This is a genomic window from Microbulbifer mixtoriginis (SeqCode) (assembly GCF_052467945.1).
In genome coordinates this window covers 4,506,179-4,533,165 of the sequence record NZ_CP174328.1, presented here as the reverse complement: position 1 = coordinate 4,533,165, position 26,987 = coordinate 4,506,179, and the positions used below count along the sequence as shown (strand labels likewise).

The window sequence follows — 26,987 nt, the reverse complement described above, 5'->3', positions numbered from 1 at the left end:
TGCCTCGATCACTTTTTCTTTTTACTGGTAGAAGAAGCTTTCTTCTTCTTTTTAACTTTGCCGCTACGCGTTTTGGCCTTTTCTGCTTTCTGTGCAGCCTTGCGCGCAGCTACCGCTGGGCGTTTGCCGCCTTTGCGCGTGGGAGTGCGCTTGCTTCCGCGACGCTTTGCCGGCGCCTCAGTTTTTTGCTTGTCGGCATCCTCGCTTGATTTTTTCTTGCTCGTACTGGGCTTATCCTCCGTCAGCTCTTCCACAGGGACCGCCTCTTTGGAGCCGACCTTACGTTTGCGAATAGGCGCTACTTCCGCTGAGGTTTCTGCGCGCTTTCCCCAGGGGCTGGCATGTAATTTACGGCTGCTGTCTTTTTTCTGCTTGCTGCGCCGCTCCCGCTCCAATTGATGCTCTACAGCCATTTCCATCGCGCGGGCACTGACCTTAGTCGTTTCTTTCTTAGCACGGGAGGCCTTTTGACGCGGCACCAATTCCTCGAGAATAAAGTCTACTTTGCGCTCTTCAAGATCGACCCGCGCCACCTGAACGCTAACTGAGTCACCTAGATGGTAGCGTTTGCCACTGCGTTCGCCGATTAAACGCTGGTGCGCCTGTTCAAAGCGGTAATAATCTTTTGGCAGCGCGGTCACGTGGATCAACCCCTCAACAAAAAGATCATTGAGCTCGACAAATAAGCCGAACCCCGTTACCGCACTAATTACGCCGGAATAAACTTCACCCACATGATCCTGCAAATATTCGCACTTGAGCCAGCTAACCACATCGCGGGTAGCATCGTCGGCACGGCGTTCAGTCATGGAACACTGTTCGCCGAGCTGTAACATCGCCGGCATATCGTAGGGCAGTATCTGCTGTCGATCGATGGGCCTGGCACCCGGCACGCTGTATACCTTCTGCACCACTGCCGCTTCATTGGCACTACCATTGCGAATTAGCCAGCGCAGGGCACGGTGCAACAGCAAATCGGGATAGCGGCGAATGGGTGAGGTGAAATGGGCATAGGCGCGATAATCCAAGCCAAAGTGGCCGCGATTTTCCGGTTGATAGACCGCCTGATTCATGGAGCGCAGCAACATCACTTGAATTATATGGGCATCCGCACGGCCCTCGACCTGCTCCAGTAACGCCTGAAAATCCGCGGGCTGTGGCTCCGAGCCACCGGGCAGTCGCAATCCCAGCTCACCGAGGTACTCGCGCAAGTTGCTGAGTTTTTCTTCTTTCGGGGCATCGTGCACGCGATAGAGAGCCGGTAATTCCGACAGCTCCATTAAATCCGCCGCACAGACATTGGCCGCCAACATGCACTCTTCGATCAGTTTGTGCGCATCGTTGCGCGTAACCGGCACTATGCGTTCAATCTTGCGTTCGCTGTCAAACAGAATACGGGTTTCGGTGGTTTCAAAATCTATCGCCCCTCGCCGATCGCGGGCACTGCGCAACGCCAGGTACAAATCGTGCAAATTATCCAGATGTGGAACCAGTGCGGCGAACTGCTTACGCAGACCACTATCGCGATTGTCCCGTTCTTCTAATACCTGCCCTACCTGGGTATAAGTCAGACGTGCATGACTGCGCATCAAACCTTCAAAGAAACGGTAATCGGTAATTTCACCGCTGCGATCAATGTGCATCTCGCACACCATACACAAGCGGTCTACCTCCGGATTTAATGAGCAGAGCCCATTAGACAATTTCTCCGGCAGCATAGGCACGACAAAGTCGGGAAAATAAACCGAGTTGCCACGGCTATGGGCCTCCTCATCGAGCACCGAGCCGGGGCGCACATAGTGAGACACATCGGCAATGGCTACCAGCAGCTTCCAACTGTTGTCAGGCAAAAGCTCACAGTAAACTGCATCATCGAAATCGCGGGCATCCTCACCATCAATAGTGACCAGGGGTAATTGGCGCAAGTCAACCCGCGCTTTTTTATCCTCTTCCAGCACTTCATCGGCAATGGCATCCACTTCCGCCTGTAAGGCCGCGGGCCAGATATGGGGGATGCCATAGTTGCGGATCGCAACATCGATCTCCATGCCCGGTGCCAAATGGTCGCCGAGCACTTCCAGTACTTCCCCCTGGGGTACGCGGTCACGCCCAGGTTGTGTGACAATTTTTACCACGACATATTGGCCGTGTTCGGCACCGGCGGCATCTTCTGCCGCTACCATCACATCGAGGTTCACGCGGGGGTTATCGGGCCGCACAAAACAGATACCATTTTCCCGGTAAAGGCGCCCAGCCAGCTGTTCGGTATTGTGCTTGATTACCCGAACCACGGCACCTTCACGCTTGCCGCGAAAGCCGCCGGGGGTCTCCCGCACCAGCACCTCATCGCCGTCAAAGACTTTGCGCATTTGTCGATGGGACAAAAATAAATCGCCGTCACCATCCGTGGGCACAACGAAACCAAAACCGTCGCGGTGGCCAATCACGCGGCCACGAACCAGGCTCATTTTGTCCAGTACGCCAAAATCACCGGAGCGATTGCTGGCAATCTGGCCATCTCGGGACATGGCGATTAGACGCCGGCGCACCCCTTCACGCCGGTCCTCATCTTCTAATTCAAGAAGGTCGGCAACAAATTCCCAGGGCACCGGTTCCGCCTGCTGCTCCAAAAGTTGCAACAAATATTCTCGGCTGGGGATAGGCTTTTCATATTTTTCCGCCTCTCGCTGGGCATGAGGGTCAGCGTTGAGGGGACCTGAAGTATTTTTGTGTGTCAAAACAGCATCCGTTGTTGAGATAACCGCCCATTGAGGCGGCTTCCGGAGGTTATCCGGTCAAAGGCAGGCGGCGGAGGTAGAGAGTTTTTGTTCAATGTTTCGCCGCTGTTGAACGCATTATAAGCGATTTCAGCACATTTCCAGACCTTTGGGTAAAATGTTGAAATAAGCGCTAAGAAACCGTTGACACTCCCCCTGCAGATCTCTATAGTTCGCGTCCTCAACGGAGCACACGTTGATTTGCCCAGGTGGCGGAATTGGTAGACGCGCTAGCTTCAGGTGCTAGTGACCTAACGGTCGTGGAGGTTCAAGTCCTCTCCTGGGCACCAATTCCAAAAGGCTGACTCGAAAGAGTCGGCCTTTTTTTGTTGTGGCTTATGTAAATCTTACCCACGAAAAGTCCCCGAGATATTTCCAATACAAACGCCCATAAAAAAACCGGCCACTGGGGCCGGTTCGGCATTTTAAAGTCTTCTAGGGACCATCAGCCCCCTGAATTAATGGAGGCCAAGGTCTCCTGCTCACGGTAGTCGACAGTAACATCCTGGCTCTCTTCCAGCCTGGCATCAAATTCCGAATCTTCCTCATCGGTTCCGGAAAGTCCCCCTGCAGGTAACAACTCACCGGATCTCAAACGCATTTCTGGGGAATTTACCGCATCCACACCACTACTGTAAGGTTTCACCGCACTAAAAATCGCCGGGTCAACCTGGGTGAAGTCCTCAACACCGTTTTGGATTGCGGAGCGCAATCCCTGGGATGCCTGAGCACCAGCGATAGACTGCAGCTCGTCACCCTTACTAGTGAAGTTAGGCACCTGCCCAATAAATTCAGGCTCGTAATAGGAGACAGAAACAATTGCCACATTGGTAAGCGCATCCATACGCAGCGGCACCAACTCGCTACCGATAATACTCCAGAGCTGAGTATCGGTACCCAGAGTGATATTGCCCGCTGTGATATGCGTATCGCCGTAGGTTTCAGCGGTGAGCATACCAAAGCCCTCACTCGCCAACTGAACGTTACCGCGACCGGCATTGATTTCATCAATCAGCAGGTTGTCTTTCGCCAGCACCGTAATATCGATATCCGGCCCGGAAGTAGAGATAGCAAGGACATCGACATCGGACTCAATGTTGACATCTCCGCTGACCACAAAATCTGCATGCTTAGCTTTGAGGCTACCGCCAATAGTACCCGTGGCACTGCTAAGTACATTAATATCCCCTGATCCATCGTAACCGAGACGCATACCACTGCCAGCAAATCGCAAACCTACGCCGCTTTTGTTAAAGCTGCCGGAATTAACACCGCCATTTTCAAAATCAAAAGCAAAGTCTGTTTCCAAAGTGAGATTACTGGAAGTGTTATCAAGGAACTCAAAGTCAGAGAAGCTAAAGTTGCCTACTTTGTTGCCAGAGGATTTCACCTGCCAGGTATCACCAGCAAGGTTGTACTGGAAGGAATCACTTCCGCTGCCACCAGAGAGTGCTACTGTGTCAGAGCTATTCTCATTGACTTCCACGTAGTCATCCCCCTCTCCCAGGGAAATACTATCGATGGTGGTTGCAGAGAGTATGACCGTGTCATTACCTGCACCGGTATCTATTGAAGCAAGCTCACCGCCATTTAAATTAAAAGTATCCTGGCCACTACCCGCATTTATCGCTTCAATACCGCTAAACACAAGCTTTTTGTTATTGCCGCTTACGGTACTCTGCGCATCGTTGATATCCCAAACCGCATCGATATTGGCCCCCTGGATAGTATCGTTTCCACTACCCGCACTCAGGCTCTCCAGATCCGCAAAAGTAACCCCGGCAACTGTCATGCTGTTGAGGCTATCGAAGACATAGTTACTGCCGATGTCCTGGCCAATATATGTACCCACTCCCTGGACCATCTCAAGATTATCAAACAGAACAGTAAGGCCATTCACCCTGGCTTGAGCCGCTCCGTTTTCTAGGGAGCTGCCATTACTGGAAGATGTCCAGCTAGCGCCACTACCGGCTGCATTAACAGTGTCCTCACCCTCACCAGTATCCACACTTTCAAGCCCGGTAAAGAGAATACCCGCAGCAGTAATATCACCATTGGAAGCCAGAACAAATGTATCCTTGCCAGAGGTACCTACAAGATGGTCAGTACCTCCCTCACTGCTGACTTTAGTAATGCCTGTAAATGCTATTCCCGCAGTGGCGATTCCAGACTCAGTTAGGGCTAAGATATCATCAGCATCAGTACCGTATAACTGTGCATTATTAGTTTCTACATGATCAATACCGCTAAATTGAACACCATTCACCTCAAGGGCATTTGCAGTACCAGCTAACTGCCAACTTCCCGCATCGCTCTGAATCGTATCGCTATCTTCGTTACCACTTCCCGCAGAAACGCTAGCAACAGACGAGAACTCAATACCCCGCGCTTTGAGCGATTTCCCAGTTTTGGCAAGTTCGAAAGTGTCTGCCTGATTATTTGTTGATGCGTCTAGCGACACGTTGTCTGCATCAACCTGCTCAATGCCCTCAAAGCTCACACCTGCAACAACAAGAGCACCGCGGCCTAATCCCAATACCCAGGTTTCTCCAGCTATATCACTTGTAGCCACAATAGTGTCTGAGCCTTCGCCTGCATCCACAGAATCAAGTTCCATAAATGTCATGTTGTCGACTCGCACTATGGCATCCGCTCCGGACTTACTTAAGGAGAAAGTGTCCGTATGTTCTCCACCCACCAGCGTGCTGATGCCGCCGCTGATAAACTCGGCGTTCTGGATGGTGATCGCGCCGTGCTCTACTTCATTCTCATTGTCGGTCAGGGCCCAACCTTGGCCCGCCTGACCGATCACGGTGTCATCACCACCGGCGGCGGCGACCGTGCTGAGGCCGGCGAACTGCATATTGTCCACCTTCACCAACTGACCCTGGCTGCCGCCGTCGAGGAAGGTGTAGGTGTCAGCGAAGTCTCCCCCCATCAGGGTGCTGATGCCGCCGTTGATAAACTCGGCGTTCTGGATGGTGATCGCGCCGTGCTCTACTTCATTCTCATTGTCGGTCAGGGCCCAACCTTGGCCCGCTTGACCGATCACGGTGTCATCACCACCGGCGGCGGCGACCGTGCTGAGGCCGGCGAACTGCATATTGTCCACCTTCACCAACTGACCCTGGCTGCCGCCGTCGAGGAAGGTGTAGGTGTCAGCGAAGTCTCCCCCCATCAGGGTGCTGATGCCGCCGCTGATAAACTCGGCGTTCTGGATGGTGATCGCGCCGTGCTCTACTTCATTCTCATTGCCGGTCAGGGCCCAACCTTGGCCCGCCTGACCGATCACGGTGTCATCACCACCGGCGGCGGCGACCGTGCTGAGGCCGGCGAACTGCATATTGTCCACCTTCACCAACTGACCCTGGCTGCCGCCGTCGAGGAAGGTGTAGGTGTCAGCGAAGTCTCCCCCCATCAGGGTGCTGATGCCGCCGCTGATAAACTCGGCGTTCTGGATGGTGATCGCGCCGTGCTCTACTTCATTCTCATTGTCGGTCAGGGCCCAACCTTGGCCCGCTTGACCGATCACGGTGTCATCACCACCGGCGGCGGCGACCGTGCTGAGGCCGGCGAACTGCATATTGTCCACCTTCACCAACTGACCCTGGCTGCCGCCGTCGAGGAAGGTGTAGGTGTCAGCGAAGTCTCCCCCCATCAGGGTGCTGATGCCGCCGCTGATAAACTCGGCGTTCTGGATGGTGATCGCGCCGTGCTCTACTTCATTCTCATTGCCGGTCAGGGCCCAACCTTGGCCCGCCTGACCGATCACGGTGTCATCACCACCGGCGGCGGCGACCGTGCTGAGGCCGGCGAACTGCATATTGTCCACCTTCACCAACTGACCCTGGCTGCCGCCGTCGAGGAAGGTGTAGGTGTCAGCGAAGTCTCCCCCCATCAGGGTGCTGATGCCGCCGCTGATAAACTCGGCGTTCTGGATGGTGATCGCGCCGTGCTCTACTTCATTCTCATTGTCGGTCAGGGCCCAACCTTGGCCCGCTTGACCGATCACGGTGTCATCACCACCGGCGGCGGCGACCGTGCTGAGGCCGGCGAACTGCATATTGTCCACCTTCACCAACTGACCCTGGCTGCCGCCGTCGAGGAAGGTGTAGGTGTCAGCGAAGTCTCCCCCCATCAGGGTGCTGATGCCGCCGCTGATAAACTCGGCGTTCTGGATGGTGATCGCGCCGTGCTCTACTTCATTCTCATTGTCGGTCAGGGCCCAACCTTGGCCCGCTTGACCGATCACGGTGTCATCACCACCGGCGGCGGCGACCGTGCTGAGGCCGGCGAACTGCATATTGTCCACCTTCACCAACTGACCCTGGCTGCCGCCGTCGAGGAAGGTGTAGGTGTCAGCGAAGTCTCCCCCCATCAGGGTGCTGATGCCGCCGCTGATAAACTCGGCGTTCTGGATGGTGATCGCGCCGTGCTCTACTTCATTCTCATTGTCGGTCAGGGCCCAACCTTGGCCCGCTTGACCGATCACGGTGTCATCACCACCGGCGGCGGCGACCGTGCTGAGGCCGGCGAACTGCATATTGTCCACCTTCACCAACTGACCCTGGCTGCCGCCGTCGAGGAAGGTGTAGGTGTCAGCGAAGTCTCCCCCCATCAGGGTGCTGATGCCGCCGCTGATAAACTCGGCGTTCTGGATGGTGATCGCGCCGTGCTCTACTTCATTCTCATTGTCGGTCAGGGCCCAACCTTGGCCCGCTTGACCGATCACGGTGTCATCACCACCGGCGGCGGCGACCGTGCTGAGGCCGGCGAACTGCATATTGTCCACCTTCACCAACTGACCCTGGCTGCCGCCGTCGAGGAAGGTGTAGGTGTCAGCGAAGTCTCCCCCCATCAGGGTGCTGATGCCGCCGCTGATAAACTCGGCGTTCTGGATGGTGATCGCGCCGTGCTCTACTTCATTCTCATTGCCGGTCAGGGCCCAACCTTGGCCCGCCTGGCCAATCACGGTGTCACCTCCATCACCGGCGGCGACTGTACTGAGACCGGCGAACTGCATATCGTCCACCTTCACTAACTGCCCTTGGCTGCCGCCGTCGAGGAAGGTGTAGGTGTCAGCGAAGTCTCCCCCCATCAGGGTGCTGATGCCGCCGCTGATAAACTCGGCGTTCTGGATGGTGATCGCGCCGTGCTCTACTTCATTCTCATTGTCGGTCAGGGCCCAACCTTGGCCCGCCTGACCGATCACGGTGTCATCACCACCGGCGGCGGCGACTGTACTGAGGCCGGCGAACTGCATATTGTCCACCTTCACCAACTGACCCTGGCTGCCGCCGTCGAGGAAGGTGTAGGTGTCAGCGAAGTCTCCCCCCATCAGGGTGCTGATGCCGCCGCTGATAAACTCGGCGTTCTGGATGGTGATCGCGCCGTGCTCTACTTCATTCTCATTGTCGGTCAGGGCCCAACCTTGGCCCGCCTGACCGATCACGGTGTCATCACCACCGGCGGCGGCGACTGTACTGAGGCCGGCGAACTGCATATTGTCCACCTTCACCAACTGACCCTGGCTGCCGCCGTCGAGGAAGGTGTAGGTGTCAGCGAAGTCTCCCCCCATCAGGGTGCTGATGCCGCCGCTGATAAACTCGGCGTTCTGGATGGTGATCGCGCCGTGCTCTACTTCATTCTCATTGTCGGTCAGGGCCCAACCTTGGCCCGCTTGACCGATCACGGTGTCATCACCACCGGCGGCGGCGACCGTGCTGAGGCCGGCGAACTGCATATTGTCCACCTTCACCAACTGACCCTGGCTGCCGCCGTCGAGGAAGGTGTAGGTGTCAGCGAAGTCTCCCCCCATCAGGGTGCTGATGCCGCCGCTGATAAACTCGGCGTTCTGGATGGTGATCGCGCCGTGCTCTACTTCATTCTCATTGTCGGTCAGGGCCCAACCTTGGCCCGCTTGACCGATCACGGTGTCATCACCACCGGCGGCGGCGACCGTGCTGAGGCCGGCGAACTGCATATTGTCCACCTTCACCAACTGACCCTGGCTGCCGCCGTCGAGGAAGGTGTAGGTGTCAGCGAAGTCTCCCCCCATCAGGGTGCTGATGCCGCCGCTGATAAACTCGGCGTTCTGGATGGTGATCGCGCCGTGCTCTACTTCATTCTCATTGCCGGTCAGGGCCCAACCTTGGCCCGCCTGGCCAATCACGGTGTCACCTCCATCACCGGCGGCGACTGTACTGAGACCGGCGAACTGCATATCGTCCACCTTCACTAACTGCCCTTGGCTGCCGCCGTCGAGGAAGGTGTAGGTGTCAGCGAAGTCTCCCCCCATCAGGGTGCTGATGCCGCCGCTGATAAACTCGGCGTTCTGGATGGTGATCGCGCCGTGCTCTACTTCATTCTCATTGTCGGTCAGGGCCCAACCTTGGCCCGCCTGACCGATCACGGTGTCATCACCACCGGCGGCGGCGACTGTACTGAGGCCGGCGAACTGCATATTGTCCACCTTCACCAACTGACCCTGGCTGCCGCCGTCGAGGAAGGTGTAGGTGTCAGCGAAGTCTCCCCCCATCAGGGTGCTGATGCCGCCGCTGATAAACTCGGCGTTCTGGATGGTGATCGCGCCGTGCTCTACTTCATTCTCATTGTCGGTCAGGGCCCAACCTTGGCCCGCCTGACCGATCACGGTGTCATCACCACCGGCGGCGGCGACTGTACTGAGGCCGGCGAACTGCATATTGTCCACCTTCACCAACTGACCCTGGCTGCCGCCGTCGAGGAAGGTGTAGGTGTCAGCGAAGTCTCCCCCCATCAGGGTGCTGATGCCGCCGCTGATAAACTCGGCGTTCTGGATGGTGATCGCGCCGTGCTCTACTTCATTCTCATTGTCGGTCAGGGCCCAACCTTGGCCCGCCTGACCGATCACGGTGTCATCACCACCGGCGGCGGCGACTGTACTGAGGCCGGCGAACTGCATATTGTCCACCTTCACCAACTGACCCTGGCTGCCGCCGTCGAGGAAGGTGTAGGTGTCAGCGAAGTCTCCCCCCATCAGGGTGCTGATGCCGCCGCTGATAAACTCGGCGTTCTGGATGGTGATCGCGCCGTGCTCTACTTCATTCTCATTGTCGGTCAGGGCCCAACCTTGGCCCGCCTGACCGATCACGGTGTCATCACCACCGGCGGCGGCGACTGTACTGAGGCCGGCGAACTGCATATTGTCCACCTTCACCAACTGACCCTGGCTGCCGCCGTCGAGGAAGGTGTAGGTGTCAGCGAAGTCTCCCCCCATCAGGGTGCTGATGCCGCCGCTGATAAACTCGGCGTTCTGGATGGTGATCGCGCCGTGCTCTACTTCATTCTCATTGTCGGTCAGGGCCCAACCTTGGCCCGCTTGACCGATCACGGTGTCATCACCACCGGCGGCGGCGACCGTGCTGAGGCCGGCGAACTGCATATTGTCCACCTTCACCAACTGACCCTGGCTGCCGCCGTCGAGGAAGGTGTAGGTGTCAGCGAAGTCTCCCCCCATCAGGGTGCTGATGCCGCCGCTGATAAACTCGGCGTTCTGGATGGTGATCGCGCCGTGCTCTACTTCATTCTCATTGTCGGTCAGGGCCCAACCTTGGCCCGCTTGACCGATCACGGTGTCATCACCACCGGCGGCGGCGACCGTGCTGAGGCCGGCGAACTGCATATTGTCCACCTTCACCAACTGACCCTGGCTGCCGCCGTCGAGGAAGGTGTAGGTGTCAGCGAAGTCTCCCCCCATCAGGGTGCTGATGCCGCCGCTGATAAACTCGGCGTTCTGGATGGTGATCGCGCCGTGCTCTACTTCATTCTCATTGTCGGTCAGGGCCCAACCTTGGCCCGCCTGACCGATCACGGTGTCATCACCACCGGCGGCGGCGACTGTACTGAGGCCGGCGAACTGCATATTGTCCACCTTCACCAACTGACCCTGGCTGCCGCCGTCGAGGAAGGTGTAGGTGTCAGCGAAGTCTCCCCCCATCAGGGTGCTGATGCCGCCGCTGATAAACTCGGCGTTCTGGATGGTGATCGCGCCGTGCTCTACTTCATTCGCATTGCCGGTCAGGGCCCAACCTTGGCCCGCCTGGCCAATCACGGTGTCACCTCCATCACCGGCGGCGACTGTACTGAGACCGGCGAACTGCATATCGTCCACCTTCACTAACTGCCCTTGGCTGCCGCCGTCTAGGAAGGTGTAGGTGTCAGCGAAGCCTTCTTTGCCCGTCAGCGTGCTACCGCCTCCACTAATTAAATTCGCATTTTTTATAATAATTCCTGCATGACTTACTTCATTATCATTAGCAGTCAAAGCCCAGCCTAAATTTGAGTACCCTTCTAAACCTGCATTCTTTGCAATTAAGTAAGAGACATCAAAAAATGTAATGCCATTATTCGTCGCAGTGTTAGCGTTATTAATTATCCAGTTGTGGCCAAGTAAACCAGTTACAGTTCTTGCATAGCCATTTGTTTTAACACTTGTTACACCAGTGAAATTAAATTCATATCCAGGATTTTGCGAATCAGTATCAGATGAAACCAACCCATCCCCTAATACATAAAAATCTCCTTCTTGGGACGCCCCAATAACAATGCTACTGGAGATAATGTCACTGAGATTAACGAATTGGATCCCGTTGATTTTTCCATTTTCTAGATTTGCCTCATCGACGGATAAGGTGTCCTGGCCTCCCAATGCATCGACAATTGTCACCCCAGTAAAATCAATCGCTGAGGCAACAACAAGGTTGTCATTTCCGTTTTCAATTATGCTGAAAGCATCAACATTATCGGTGCCATAGAGAGTTGTCGTGTAAGCGTCTTCAATATCCTGGAAAAGTAACCCCTGAGAGTAAAGACGTAACTCTCCAGCAATACCTGTTAGCTCCAGACCATTAGAGTAATTTTCGGCATCTACATAATCATCGCCGCCCAAAGCATTGACAGACTCAAGACCAGTAAACGTTAAGCCATTAACCTGTAGCTCAGCACTGTCATTAAAAGTAAATATTTCTTTATCATTGGTGCCTAGTAAAATATCCGATGTATTAACACCAGCATGTGCTCCGGCTTCCACTCGGGTAAGCCCATTGAAGCTCATCCCATCAACTTGGATCGCCGTTGTGCTATCAGCATTTTTTACAATTTGGTAGCTATCATTGCTATTGGACGCACCCTGCAGTATTCCATTACCGCCACTGAATATATCAGCATCATTGATGATGACATCGGCATGCTCTACCTGGTTATCACTTGTTGTGAGCGCCCAGTTTCTATTGTTAACACTACTGTTAATCGTGTCTGTAAAAGAGCTTGAGTCCCCAGCGCTTAAAATATCAATACCGGTAAAGGCCATGCCTTTAGTATCAATCTGGGTCTTTTGCTGTCCATTATCTGTGTAAGCAGAAAGCGTAAATATTTCATCTTGGTCATTCCTGCCAACCAACTCGCCAACATTTGCCTGGATAGTTTCTACATCACTGAAGGCAATATTGTAGCCTGTGATCTCTTTATTCCCGGCCCCCAAAATCCACTGACTGCCGGTTTGCCCAGTACCGTCAATAATACTGTCTGTACCCGCACCAGTATTTAGACTTGAGATACCGGTAAAGGCTATCTCATTGGCCTTGAAGGCCTTGTCCCCAGTAATCTCGATCGTATCGGCTAAGTCTGAACCGACAAGGTTTTCACCACCAGTACCCGCTACCTCAATCTGTTTAAATAAGATATTGCTGGTAATCAGTTCTTTTGCGATTCCGGTGAGCGCAACCGTTTCTCCAGCCTTTGCATTCACGGTGTCGGCAATATTAGTATCGTTGCCGGCTAATACAGAGCTCACATCCGAGAACTGGATGCCTTTGCTGCTCAGCTTTTTATCGCCCTCTACGGTGAAGGTGTCTGCACCCGTGGTGCCGGTTAAAATTCCTGTATTAGTAACCGTATCAATGCCACTGAAGTTGATGTCATAGCTGCTACCATTAGGATCGATGGTTACACCAAAGGCATTATTACCTTGAAGAGTAACTGCACCGGTTGCATCTACCGTGTCCGTATAATTAGTATCATCCGTATTCGCATTCACATTGCGAATACCTTTAAAGATCATGGAGTCAACGGTGATATCGCCTGTCAGGGAAAGCTGATAGCTATCTCCGTTATCAGCGGCACCAACGAGGGTGTTATTACCACCCGTCAGACTACGCATTCCTGCAAAAGTAATGCCTGAGTGCTTAACTTCATTATCCGCAGAAACGAGTTCCCACTGGTCGCTGGTCTCAGAGGTAACAGCTCCACTAGAGCCAGTATCAACAATACGATCAACACCGGAGAAGGTGATCGCTTTAGCGAAAACTTTGTTGGTATCTTTTACTGTATAAGCGATATCCGCACCCAGCAGATTACTCGCTACCGCTTCATTAATACCGGATATCGTAATATCGATAATATTGCCATCGGTAAAATCTGCTTTTACATTGTTGTCATCTAGCAAAAGAAGATTGCCATTAATAGCACTGGCATCTAGTGACGCAGTACCGTTACCCTCAATTGTGGTAAATCCAGTAAAGCGAATAGCATCAGCATCAATACGTCCATCACTAGTCAGGGCAAATTCATTATCATCGTTCTTACTTTCCAGTGTGCCCTGATTATCTGAAGCGGTGACTTTTTCTATATTGGTAAAGGTAATTCCGCTGCTTGTGGCTTCTTTATCTGTATTCGAGAGACTCCATGTACTGTTGGCTACAAGCGTACTAACGGTGTCAGTGCCCTCGCCGGTATCAATCGTTTTATTGAAGCCAGTAAAGTCAATACTATTGGCTGTGATTTTGTCAGCGGTACTGGCAATGATAAAGCTGTCGTCTATAGCCGATCCGACAATCTTGCCGTTTGAGTTGTTAATAAAGGCGACCTGTTCAATATCTTTGAACAGGATATTGGCATTGCGCAGCTCTTCTTGATTTCCGGTGAGATTTACATCAGTTTCTGTATTCAGTTGATCAGAAATGCCATCATTACTTGTGCCTCCAGCATTAACTTCTTCAATACCGGTGAAGCTGATACCGTAAGTATGTAATTCGCCACTAAGGAAACCAAATGTATCGGCCTCGTCGGTACCGATCAAAATATCTGTTGTGTTAACACCAGCATGTGCTCCGGCTTCCACTCGGGTAAGCCCATTGAAGTGCATTCCATCAACTTGGATCGCCGTTGTGCTATCAGCATTTTTTACAATTTGGTAGCTATCATTGCTATTGGACGCACCCTGCAGTATTCCATTACCGCCACTGAATATATCAGCATCATTGATGATGACATCGGCATGCTCTACCTGGTTATCACTTGTTGTGAGCGCCCAGTTTCTATTGTTAACACTACTGTTAATCGTGTCTGTAAAAGAGCTTGAGTCCCCAGCGCTTAAAATATCAATACCGGTAAAGGCCATGCCTTTAGTATCAATCTGGGTCTTTTGCTGTCCATTATCTGTGTAAGCAGAAAGCGTAAATATTTCATCTTGGTCATTCCTGCCAACCAACTCGCCAACATTTGCCTGGATAGTTTCTACATCACTGAAGGCAATATTGTAGCCTGTGATCTCTTTATTCCCGGCCCCCAAAACCCACTGACTGCCGGTTTGCCCAGTACCGTCAATAATACTGTCTGTACCCGCACCGGTATTTAGACTTGAGATACCGGTAAAGGCTATCTCATTGGCCTTGAAGGCCTTGTCCCCAGTAATCTCGATCGTATCGGCTAAGTCTGAACCGACAAGGTTTTCACCACCAGTACCCGCTACCTCAATCTGTTTAAATAAGATATTGCTGGTAATCAGTTCTTTTGCGATTCCGGTGAGCGCAACCGTTTCTCCAGCCTTTGCATTCACGGTGTCGGCAATATTAGTATCGTTGCCGGCTAATACAGAGCTCACATCCGAGAACTGGATGCCTTTGCTGCTCAGCTTTTTATCGCCCTCTACGGTGAAGGTGTCTGCACCCGTGGTGCCGGTTAAAATTCCTGTATTAGTAACCGCATCAATGCCACTGAAGTTGATGTCATAGCTGCTACCATTAGGATCGATGGTTACACCAAAGGCATTATTACCTTGAAGAGTAACTGCACCGGTTGCATCTACCGTGTCCGTATAATTAGTATCATCCGTATTCGCATTCACATTGCGAATACCTTTAAAGATCATGGAGTCAACGGTGATATCGCCTGTCAGGGAAAGCTGATAGCTATCTCCGTTATCAGCGGCACCAACGAGGGTGTTATTACCACCCGTCAGACTACGCATTCCTGCAAAAGTAATGCCTGAGTGCTTAACTTCATTATCCGCAGAAACGAGTTCCCACTGGTCGCTGGTCTCAGAGGTAACAGCTCCACTAGAGCCAGTATCAACAATACGATCAACACCGGAGAAGGTGATCGCTTTAGCGAAAACTTTGTTGGTATCTTTTACTGTATAAGCGATATCCGCACCCAGCAGATTACTCGCTACCGCTTCATTAATACCGGATATCGTAATATCGATAATATTGCCATCGGTAAAATCTGCTTTTACATTGTTGTCATCTAGCAAAAGAAGATTGCCATTAATAGCACTGGCATCTAGTGACGCAGTACCGTTACCCTCAATTGTGGTAAATCCAGTAAAGCGAATAGCATCAGCATCAATACGTCCATCACTAGTCAGGGCAAATTCATTATCATCGTTCTTACTTTCCAGTGTGCCCTGATTATCTGAAGCGGTGACTTTTTCTATATTGGTAAAGGTAATTCCGCTGCTTGTGGCTTCTTTATCTGTATTCGAGAGACTCCATGTACTGTTGGCTACAAGCGTACTAACGGTGTCAGTGCCCTCGCCGGTATCAATCGTTTTATTGAAGCCAGTAAAGTCAATACTATTGGCTGTGATTTTGTCAGCGGTACTGGCAATGATAAAGCTGTCGTCTATAGCCGATCCGACAATCTTGCCGTTTGAGTTGTTAATAAAGGCGACCTGTTCAATATCTTTGAACAGGATATTGGCATTGCGCAGCTCTTCTTGATTTCCGGTGAGATTTACATCAGTTTCTGTATTCAGTTGATCAGAAATGCCATCATTACTTGTGCCTCCAGCATTAACTTCTTCAATACCGGTGAAGCTGATACCGTAAGTATGTAATTCGCCACTAAGGAAACCAAATGTATCGGCCTCGTCGGTACCGATCAAAATATCTGTTGTGTTAACACCAGCATGTGCTCCGGCTTCCACTCGGGTAAGCCCATTGAAGTGCATTCCATCAACTTGGATCGCCGTTGTGCTATCAGCATTTTTTACAATTTGGTAGCTATCATTGCTATTGGACGCACCCTGCAGTATTCCATTACCGCCACTGAATATATCAGCATCATTGATGATGACATCGGCATGCTCTACCTGGTTATCACTTGTTGTGAGCGCCCAGTTTCTATTGTTAACACTACTGTTAATCGTGTCTGTAAAAGAGCTTGAGTCCCCAGCGCTTAAAATATCAATACCGGTAAAGGCCATGCCTTTAGTATCAATCTGGGTCTTTTGCTGTCCATTATCTGTGTAAGCAGAAAGCGTAAATATTTCATCTTGGTCATTCCTGCCAACCAACTCGCCAACATTTGCCTGGATAGTTTCTACATCACTGAAGGCAATATTGTAGCCTGTGATCTCTTTATTCCCGGCCCCCAAAATCCACTGACTGCCGGTTTGCCCAGTACCGTCAATAATACTGTCTGTACCCGCACCAGTATTTAGACTTGAGATACCGGTAAAGGCTATCTCATTGGCCTTGAAGGCCTTGTCCCCAGTAATCTCGATCGTATCGGCTAAGTCTGAACCGACAAGGTTTTCACCACCAGTACCCGCTACCTCAATCTGTTTAAATAAGATATTGCTGGTAATCAGTTCTTTTGCGATTCCGGTGAGCGCAACCGTTTCTCCAGCCTTTGCATTCACGGTGTCGGCAATATTAGTATCGTTGCCGGCTAATACAGAGCTCACATCCGAGAACTGGATGCCTTTGCTGCTCAGCTTTTTATCGCCCTCTACGGTGAAGGTGTCTGCACCCGTGGTGCCGGTTAAAATTCCTGTATTAGTAACCGTATCAATGCCACTGAAGTTGATGTCATAGCTGCTACCATTAGGATCGATGGTTACACCAAAGGCATTATTACCTTGAAGAGTAACTGCACCGGTTGCATCTACCGTGTCCGTATAATTAGTATCATCCGTATTCGCATTCACATTGCGAATACCTTTAAAGATCATGGAGTCAACGGTGATATCGCCTGTCAGGGAAAGCTGATAGCTATCTCCGTTATCAGCGGCACCAACGAGGGTGTTATTACCACCCGTCAGACTACGCATTCCTGCAAAAGTAATGCCTGAGTGCTTAACTTCATTATCCGCAGAAACGAGTTCCCACTGGTCGCTGGTCTCAGAGGTAACAGCTCCACTAGAGCCAGTATCAACAATACGATCAACACCGGAGAAGGTGATCGCTTTAGCGAAAACTTTGTTGGTATCTTTTACTGTATAAGCGATATCCGCACCCAGCAGATTACTCGCTACCGCTTCATTAATACCGGATATCGTAATATCGATAATATTGCCATCGGTAAAATCTGCTTTTACATTGTTGTCATCTAGCAAAAGAAGATTGCCATTAATAGCACTGGCATCTAGTGACGCAGTACCGTTACCCTCAATTGTGGTAAATCCAGTAAAGCGAATAGCATCAGCATCAATACGTCCATCACTAGTCAGGGCAAATTCATTATCATCGTTCTTACTTTCCAGTGTGCCCTGATTATCTGAAGCGGTGACTTTTTCTATATTGGTAAAGGTAATTCCGCTGCTTGTGGCTTCTTTATCTGTATTCGAGAGACTCCATGTACTGTTGGCTACAAGCGTACTAACGGTGTCAGTGCCCTCGCCGGTATCAATCGTTTTATTGAAGCCAGTAAAGTCAATACTATTGGCTGTGATTTTGTCAGCGGTACTGGCAATGATAAAGCTGTCGTCTATAGCCGATCCGACAATCTTGCCGTTTGAGTTGTTAATAAAGGCGACCTGTTCAATATCTTTGAACAGGATATTGGCATTGCGCAGCTCTTCTTGATTTCCGGTGAGATTTACATCAGTTTCTGTATTCAGTTGATCAGAAATGCCATCATTACTTGTGCCTCCAGCATTAACTTCTTCAATACCGGTGAAGCTGATACCGTAAGTATGTAATTCGCCACTAAGGAAACCAAATGTATCGGCCTCGTCGGTACCGATCAAAATATCTGTTGTGTTAACACCAGCATGTGCTCCGGCTTCCACTCGGGTAAGCCCATTGAAGTGCATTCCATCAACTTGGATCGCCGTTGTGCTATCAGCATTTTTTACAATTTGGTAGCTATCATTGCTATTGGACGCACCCTGCAGTATTCCATTACCGCCACTGAATATATCAGCATCATTGATGATGACATCGGCATGCTCTACCTGGTTATCACTTGTTGTGAGCGCCCAGTTTCTATTGTTAACACTACTGTTAATCGTGTCTGTAAAAGAGCTTGAGTCCCCAGCGCTTAAAATATCAATACCGGTAAAGGCCATGCCTTTAGTATCAATCTGGGTCTTTTGCTGTCCATTATCTGTGTAAGCAGAAAGCGTAAATATTTCATCTTGGTCATTCCTGCCAACCAACTCGCCAACATTTGCCTGGATAGTTTCTACATCACTGAAGGCAATATTGTAGCCTGTGATCTCTTTATTCCCGGCCCCCAAAACCCACTGACTGCCGGTTTGCCCAGTACCGTCAATAATACTGTCTGTACCCGCACCGGTATTTAGACTTGAGATACCGGTAAAGGCTATCTCATTGGCCTTGAAGGCCTTGTCCCCAGTAATCTCGATCGTATCGGCTAAGTCTGAACCGACAAGGTTTTCACCACCAGTACCCGCTACCTCAATCTGTTTAAATAAGATATTGCTGGTAATCAGTTCTTTTGCGATTCCGGTGAGCGCAACCGTTTCTCCAGCCTTTGCATTCACGGTGTCGGCAATATTAGTATCGTTGCCGGCTAATACAGAGCTCACATCCGAGAACTGGATGCCTTTGCTGCTCAGCTTTTTATCGCCCTCTACGGTGAAGGTGTCTGCACCCGTGGTGCCGGTTAAAATTCCTGTATTAGTAACCGCATCAATGCCACTGAAGTTGATGTCATAGCTGCTACCATTAGGATCGATGGTTACACCAAAGGCATTATTACCTTGAAGAGTAACTGCACCGGTTGCATCTACCGTGTCCGTATAATTAGTATCATCCGTATTCGCATTCACATTGCGAATACCTTTAAAGATCATGGAGTCAACGGTGATATCGCCTGTCAGGGAAAGCTGATAGCTATCTCCGTTATCAGCGGCACCAACGAGGGTGTTATTACCACCCGTCAGACTACGCATTCCTGCAAAAGTAATGCCTGAGTGCTTAACTTCATTATCCGCAGAAACGAGTTCCCACTGGTCGCTGGTCTCAGAGGTAACAGCTCCACTAGAGCCAGTATCAACAATACGATCAACACCGGAGAAGGTGATCGCTTTAGCGAAAACTTTGTTGGTATCTTTTACTGTATAAGCGATATCCGCACCCAGCAGATTACTCGCTACCGCTTCATTAATACCGGATATCGTAATATCGATAATATTGCCATCGGTAAAATCTGCTTTTACATTGTTGTCATCTAGCAAAAGAAGATTGCCATTAATAGCACTGGCATCTAGTGACGCAGTACCGTTACCCTCAATTGTGGTAAATCCAGTAAAGCGAATAGCATCAGCATCAATACGTCCATCACTAGTCAGGGCAAATTCATTATCATCGTTCTTACTTTCCAGTGTGCCCTGATTATCTGAAGCGGTGACTTTTTCTATACTGGTAAAGGTAATTCCGCTGCTTGTGGCTTCTTTATCTGTATTCGAGAGACTCCATGTACTGTTGGCTACAAGCGTACTAACGGTGTCAGTGCCCTCGCCGGTATCAATCGTTTTATTGAAGCCAGTAAAGTCAATACTATTGGCTGTGATTTTGTCAGCGGTACTGGCAATGATAAAGCTGTCGTCTATAGCCGATCCGACAATCTTGCCGTTTGAGTTGTTAATAAAGGCGACCTGTTCAATATCTTTGAACAGGATATTGGCATTGCGCAGCTCTTCTTGATTTCCGGTGAGATTTACATCAGTTTCTGTATTCAGTTGATCAGAAATGCCATCATTACTTGTGCCTCCAGCATTAACTTCTTCAATACCGGTGAAGCTGATACCGTAAGTATGTAATTCGCCACTAAGGAAACCAAACGTATCGGCCTCGTCGGTACCGATCAAAATATCTGTTGTGTTAACACCAGCATGTGCTCCGGCTTCCACTCGGGTAAGCCCATTGAAGTGCATTCCATCAACTTGGATCGCCGTTGTGCTATCAGCATTTTTTACAATTTGGTAGCTATCATTGCTATTGGACGCACCCTGCAGTATTCCATTACCGCCACTGAATATATCAGCATCATTGATGATGACATCGGCATGCTCTATCTGGTTATCACTTGTTGTGAGCGCCCAGTTTCTATTGTTAACACTACTGTTAATCGTGTCTGTAAAAGAGCTTGAGTCCCCAGCGCTTAAAATATCAATACCGGTAAAGGCCATGCCTTTAGTATCAATCTGGGTCTTTTGCTGTCCATTATCTGTGTAAGCAGAAAGCGTAAATATGTCATCTTGGTCATTCCTGCCAACCAACTCGCCAACATTTGCCTGGATAGTTTCTACATCACTGAAGGCAATATTGTAGCCTGTGATCTCTTTATTCCCGGCCCCCAAAACCCACTGACTGCCGGTTTGCCCAGTACCGTCAATAATACTGTCTGTACCCGCACCGGTATTTAGACTTGAGATACCGGTAAAGGCTATCTCATTGGCCTTGAAGGCCTTGTCCCCAGTAATCTCGATCGTATCGGCTAAGTCTGAACCGACAAGGTTTTCACCACCAGTACCCGCTACCTCAATCTGTTTAAATAAGATATTGCTGGTAATCAGTTCTTTTGCGATTCCGGTGAGCGCAACCGTTTCTCCAGCCTTTGCATTCACGGTGTCGGCAATATTAGTATCGTTGCCGGCTAATACAGAGCTCACATCCGAGAACTGGATGCCTTTGCTGCTCAGCTTTTTATCGCCCTCTACGGTGAAGGTGTCTGCACCCGTGGTGCCGGTTAAAATTCCTGTATTAGTAACCGCATCAATGCCACTGAAGTTGATGTCATAGCTGCTACCATTAGGATCGATGGTTACACCAAAGGCATTATTACCTTGAAGAGTAACTGCACCGGTTGCATCTACCGTGTCCGTATAATTAGTATCATCCGTATTCGCATTCACATTGCGAATACCTTTAAAGATCATGGAGTCAACGGTGATATCGCCTGTCAGGGAAAGCTGATAGCTATCTCCGTTATCAGCGGCACCAACGAGGGTGTTATTACCACCCGTCAGACTACGCATTCCTGCAAAAGTAATGCCTGAGTGCTTAACTTCATTATCCGCAGAAACGAGTTCCCACTGGTCGCTGGTCTCAGAGGTAACAGCTCCACTAGAGCCAGTATCAACAATACGATCAACACCGGAGAAGGTGATCGCTTTAGCGAAAACTTTGTTGGTATCTTTTACTGTATAAGCGATATCCGCACCCAGCAGATTACTCGCTACCGCTTCATTAATACCGGATATCGTAATATCGATAATATTGCCATCGGTAAAATCTGCTTTTACATTGTTGTCATCTAGCAAAAGAAGATTGCCATTAATAGCACTGGCATCTAGTGACGCAGTACCGTTACCCTCAATTGTGGTAAATCCAGTAAAGCGAATAGCATCAGCATCAATACGTCCATCACTAGTCAGGGCAAATTCATTATCATCGTTCTTACTTTCCAGTGTGCCCTGATTATCTGAAGCGGTGACTTTTTCTATATTGGTAAAGGTAATTCCGCTGCTTGTGGCTTCTTTATCTGTATTCGAGAGACTCCATGTACTGTTGGCTACAAGCGTACTAACGGTGTCAGTGCCCTCGCCGGTATCAATCGTTTTATTGAAGCCAGTAAAGTCAATACTATTGGCTGTGATTTTGTCAGCGGTACTGGCAATGATAAAGCTGTCGTCTATAGCCGATCCGACAATCTTGCCGTTTGAGTTGTTAATAAAGGCGACCTGTTCAATATCTTTGAACAGGATATTGGCATTGCGCAGCTCTTCTTGATTTCCGGTGAGATTTACATCAGTTTCTGTATTCAGTTGATCAGAAATGCCATCATTACTTGTGCCTCCAGCATTAACTTCTTCAATACCGGTGAAGCTGATACCGTAAGTATGTAATTCGCCACTAAGGAAACCAAACGTATCGGCCTCGTCGGTACCGATCAAAATATCTGTTGTGTTAACACCAGCATGTGCTCCGGCTTCCACTCGGGTAAGCCCATTGAAGTGCATTCCATCAACTTGGATCGCCGTTGTGCTATCAGCATTTTTTACAATTTGGTAGCTATCATTGCTATTGGACGCACCCTGCAGTATTCCATTACCGCCACTGAATATATCAGCATCATTGATGATGACATCGGCATGCTCTACCTGGTTATCACTTGTTGTGAGCGCCCAGTTTCTATTGTTAACACTACTGTTAATCGTGTCTGTAAAAGAGCTTGAGTCCCCAGCGCTTAAAATATCAATACCGGTAAAGGCCATGCCTTTAGTATCAATCTGGGTCTTTTGCTGTCCATTATCTGTGTAAGCAGAAAGCGTAAATATTTCATCTTGGTCATTCCTGCCAACCAACTCGCCAACATTTGCCTGGATAGTTTCTAAATCACTGAAGGCAATATTGTAGCCTGTGATCTCTTTATTCCCGGCCCCCAAAATCCACTGACTGCCGGTTTGCCCAGTACCGTCGATAATACTATCTGTACCCGCACCGGCATTAAGAGTTTCGATGCTAGAAAAGGACAATTTTAGATGATTTACACTGGTCTCATCAGGATTTGTTGAGGTTGATACCAGATCAAATGCATTATTCCCAGTGATAAATACTTCATCTTGCCAATCACTAAGAACAAATATATCAGAACCACTGCCACCTAAAACGTTGAAAGTAGCTTGCGATGCACCATCAAAATAAATCTTACCAAGATAATTAGTTGAGCCCTCACCTTTTTGACCAACCTTTAATTCGAAGCTATCCCCTTCAAAAGCACCCTGATCATCTAAAATACCTAAAAAATTTATCTTGCCGTAATTATTAAAAGAGCCACCAGCAGATAAATTGATCTTATTAGCAACTATTTCTGCTGCTTTATCTCCATCCAGATTATTTTCGATATCCCCTTGAGCTATAATCTGAATATTCTCAGCAGTTATGGAACCAAAATAACTATCATTCAATACGGCCGATGCGGCATTAATGAAACTACCATCTGTTGCCACAGAAAAGTTTACTAGACCTTGAATAGTTCCGTTATTAATTACATCTGTTTTGGCAAGAATAGAGAGGCTACCAGCTCCACCAGCATCTACAGTTGCATCTTGGTGTATCATTACTCCAGCATGGGAATCTAGAGTTAATGTAGTATTACTGCTCCAACTCAAATTATTTCGAATACGTATTCCGTAAGTGAAATCACCAGAATAACTTTCATTACCACTATTCCAAGTAGCATTTGCAGCATTATTGGAAGTTGTTTTTACAGTTACGCTATTATTAGTTAAAGCGTTCTGTAATGTACCCACACTCATGCAGTTAGTTGTGCAATCAGGAACATCCTCTGAACTATCATCTAGAATATCGAACCAACCTGGATCTAATAGCCACTCTCCTGTAATTCCTTTGCCATGGCTTAAGGTAGAAACATACATGCCATCTTCACCAAGGTTAAGATAAACCTTACCTGAAGTTTCTACAAAACCACCATCACCACCTTGCTTACCTGACTCGGCTAAAATAGTCCCGGCAAAATTCGTAGTATGGTCGGCCCAAACAATAACCTCACCACCATCGCTTTCGCCTAAACCACTCGTGTCAATATGAGCATCTTCAGTGACTGTTGTTTTTTTGGCATTACGAATCCGGGAATTCTTTCCTTGATAATCTCCACCGATTAATACTTCACCACCACCAGCCGTGCCACGGGCATCTATGGTGCCGCTGACCAGAACTTCATCACCGAGAACCATGGCCTGACCGCCCCGGCCAGCGCTACCACGCATATCAATCGCACCTCTGTGCTCTGCAGTATCACCCTCGAGCACCACCTGACCGCCCGTGGAACCAGTGGCTTGTAACTCGCCACTATTGATTACACTGGAGCCGGAACCAAATAAACGGATTTTTCCACCGCTGGTGTCGATTCCCTGGGCTTTAATTGTGCCTTCGTTATTTACTGCAGCAGTAAATAAGTCACCGGATACGCTCGCCTCTAATAGAACCTGAGCTCCATCGATATTACCTTCATTTAAAACGGCGCTATCGACGCCCAGTTCATTTTCCATCACCTCTTTAGTGACTTGTACACCGATCATGCCATCGGCATCGAAGGTAAGTATTGCTTCATCTGCGGCGGCCAAACTGACCAGCTCTGCGCTAATCAGACCTGACGAGGCGTTGGTGACTTGTTTACCTACCAATACAGCACTGGCTGCATTGATAACACCTTTATTTACAACAAAGCCCGCGGAGCCGTCCTCCCCCTTAAAGGTAAAGTCGCCATTCATAAAATCCTCTGGGCTCATATCGAGCCCAGAGGCGGTAATGGCACCAACATTAATAGTGGCACTTTCGGTAAAGAGCACTCCGCGCGGATTTACTAGAATAACGTGGCCATTGGCTTCAATGGAGCCATGAATCGTACTAGCACTTTGATCCAAAATTCGGTTGAGTACGACTGAGGAGGTATTTGGCTGAAGAAACTTAACCAACTCTTCAGCACTTAGATTAAAAGAATCCCAATCTATCGAGAGCAGATCAGTATTTTGATCGATTGTGGTGGTCGTACCATTCACATCGATTGTGCCACTACCACCGGTTACCACACCGCCTTCCGGGCCTGCATGTGCCAGAGGGCTTAGTAAGCCTGCAAACATGCCAGCATACGCTAAGCGAGATACCTTGATTGCAGAAGTCAGTTTTTTCAGTTCAAGAGTATTTTTTTTGGCTTTCATACCGGTACCTTGCATAGAGCGGTCAGGTCAGCTTCAGCTATCGATGATATTCTGAATTATTAGTTATAAAAAATGGAAAAATCGGCATAGACCATAGGCTGATCTATATCTTCACCAGTACCTTCGATGGAAGAGGCTTTTTCAATAGGCCAACCGACTGATACTTTGCTGGAGAAAAATTCGTTCCAGGTAAACTTGAACAGCAGACCACCTCCGGCAAGCCTGGCCCAGTCATCCTCTTTCCCTGATTTATAGTTATTCACAATGCCGTAACCCACATCGGCAAATAATGCAATTTGCATCATATCGTTTAGGCGCTGACCAAATAAGATAGGGTTCACCACTTCGGGGAAACTGGGATACCATTCGGCAGATAAAAGTCCGGCCCTATCAGCAGAAAAGTCTCGTACATCAAAGGCTCTAACTCCATTAGCCCCCCCCAAGGAAATCTGCTCAAACGCAGGCAGGGGATTATCGCTTTGCTGTATACGGCTTTTAATTATTAGGCGAGACTGATCATTAGTGAACGGCATCGGCAAAAATAGTAGTGAGCTACTATTTAACGACACTTTGGTAAAATGGTCACCGCGCGCTGCTTGCAACTTACCTTCAAGTTCCCTTTGATGCTCACCATATTGAATATTGGTACTCAATATATTAAGCATGGAAATAGCACCACTGGAGAGGTGGTCCATGTAAAAACCTAGCTCACCACCGTATACATGATCACCAGGCTCATCAAATTTGGTAATTGCACGTAGATTGGACTTTTTATCAGTGAGTCCAAAAGAGCCCGTCAAGTTGAAGCCCCTTGAACGACGAAATTTATGATCCACTGTAAGCGCGTAACTGGTATTGTCACCATGAATATCGAGCACATTTACAGGGTTATCTGGATCCTCAACATCACGCAATACAAAGTCATTGTAATCTGCTGTTAACTCAAGCCTAGTGCGCGGTCCAAATAGTGGAAGGCTGTATCTTAGCTGGCCAAGATCAGAACCGAAGTCCGAATCAAAATCGGAAACATTAGTCGATTTCAAATAGCCAATGGTAAGTGCATCTCCAATACCCAGAGGATTCAACCAGTCTACGGTTGTATAAAATCTCTGGTCACCAGTATAAGCTGATCCGTGGTTATCCACCCTAAATGAAGTTTTCCAGCTAGACGCATCGCGTACTTTCAAGTTGAGCTTAGTTTCACCAGGATTTTCACCTGCACTAAAATAGCCGGTAACATTTAAGCCTGGCAGATCATTTAGAAGGTAAAGACCCTCTTCTATATTATCGTGATTAACTAGCTTACCTTTTTGTTTCTCAAAGGGCTTAGCTAGCTGTTCCAGAGTGTATTCTTTATTATCCTCAGCAGCGACCTGCCCCAACAACCCCTCTTGAACCGTCAGAGTTACAACGCCATCCTCAACATCTTGGGCAGGAATTTGTACCTGAGCGAGAAAAAGTCCTTGGCGACGATAAAAATTAGTCAGTTCCGCAGCAATTTCTTCCAGATCAGCGTAACTTAAACCGCGCTCTTTATTCTGCTTCTCAATAACACTGACGAGTTTTTTGAGTTCAGCTGGCCCCAAACCACCTGGATTAAATTGGGCTTGCATATTACCCAATAAAATTGCTAACTCCTCTAGGTTATCAACCGTATAACCACTAGCGAGGATTTTATCCTCTTTCATAAATTTGACGCGAAGCTTTTCTGCCATCTCTTCGACAATTTCGCGTTCAATACCAAACTCTGGGTATTCTTCTAACCTGTGAAATTTAAACTCTTTTACAGTAATTCTTGGGCCTTGATTACGTTGTGAGATATCTGGAATCTCAGTATTCAAATTTGGATCTTCCGCTTCATAGGTGCGCTGCAGGAAGTCCTTGGTTACGTCCGCCTCATTAACTGTTGGCGTATCCTGGTCAAAGGCCTGCTTTACACGACTGCGAAAACTGGA

Annotated in this window: 3 protein-coding genes and 1 tRNA gene; 1 reads left to right on the top strand and 3 read right to left on the bottom strand. The window is 49.2% G+C overall.

The genetic code is table 11. The features are described from left to right. Nucleotides 1-8: 8 nt before the first annotated feature. A complete protein-coding gene (gene rnr, locus ACJJIJ_RS19655) occupies nt 9-2,738 on the bottom strand; it encodes a ribonuclease R (RefSeq protein ID WP_444938215.1) in 2,730 nt (909 codons plus the stop codon). 242 nt (nt 2,739-2,980) lie between these two features. Here rnr and ACJJIJ_RS19650 point away from each other — a divergent pair. Next, nucleotides 2,981-3,067, top strand: a tRNA-Leu gene (locus ACJJIJ_RS19650). 155 nt (nt 3,068-3,222) lie between these two features. On the opposite strand, the gene ACJJIJ_RS19645 is transcribed toward ACJJIJ_RS19650, so the two are convergent. Together ACJJIJ_RS19645 and ACJJIJ_RS19640 are read right to left on the bottom strand one after the other, a co-directional pair. After that, nucleotides 3,223-25,032 carry a filamentous hemagglutinin N-terminal domain-containing protein gene (locus ACJJIJ_RS19645; RefSeq protein WP_444938214.1) on the bottom strand — a complete coding sequence of 7,270 codons (21,810 nt, stop codon included), beginning with the start codon at nt 25,030-25,032 and terminating at the stop codon, nt 3,223-3,225. Nucleotides 25,033-25,091: 59 nt separating this feature from the next. Beyond that, complete coding sequence (locus ACJJIJ_RS19640; RefSeq protein ID WP_444938213.1) at nt 25,092-26,873, bottom strand: ShlB/FhaC/HecB family hemolysin secretion/activation protein; 1,782 nt, start codon at nt 26,871-26,873, stop codon at nt 25,092-25,094. Between the last annotated feature and the right edge of the window lie 114 nt (nt 26,874-26,987).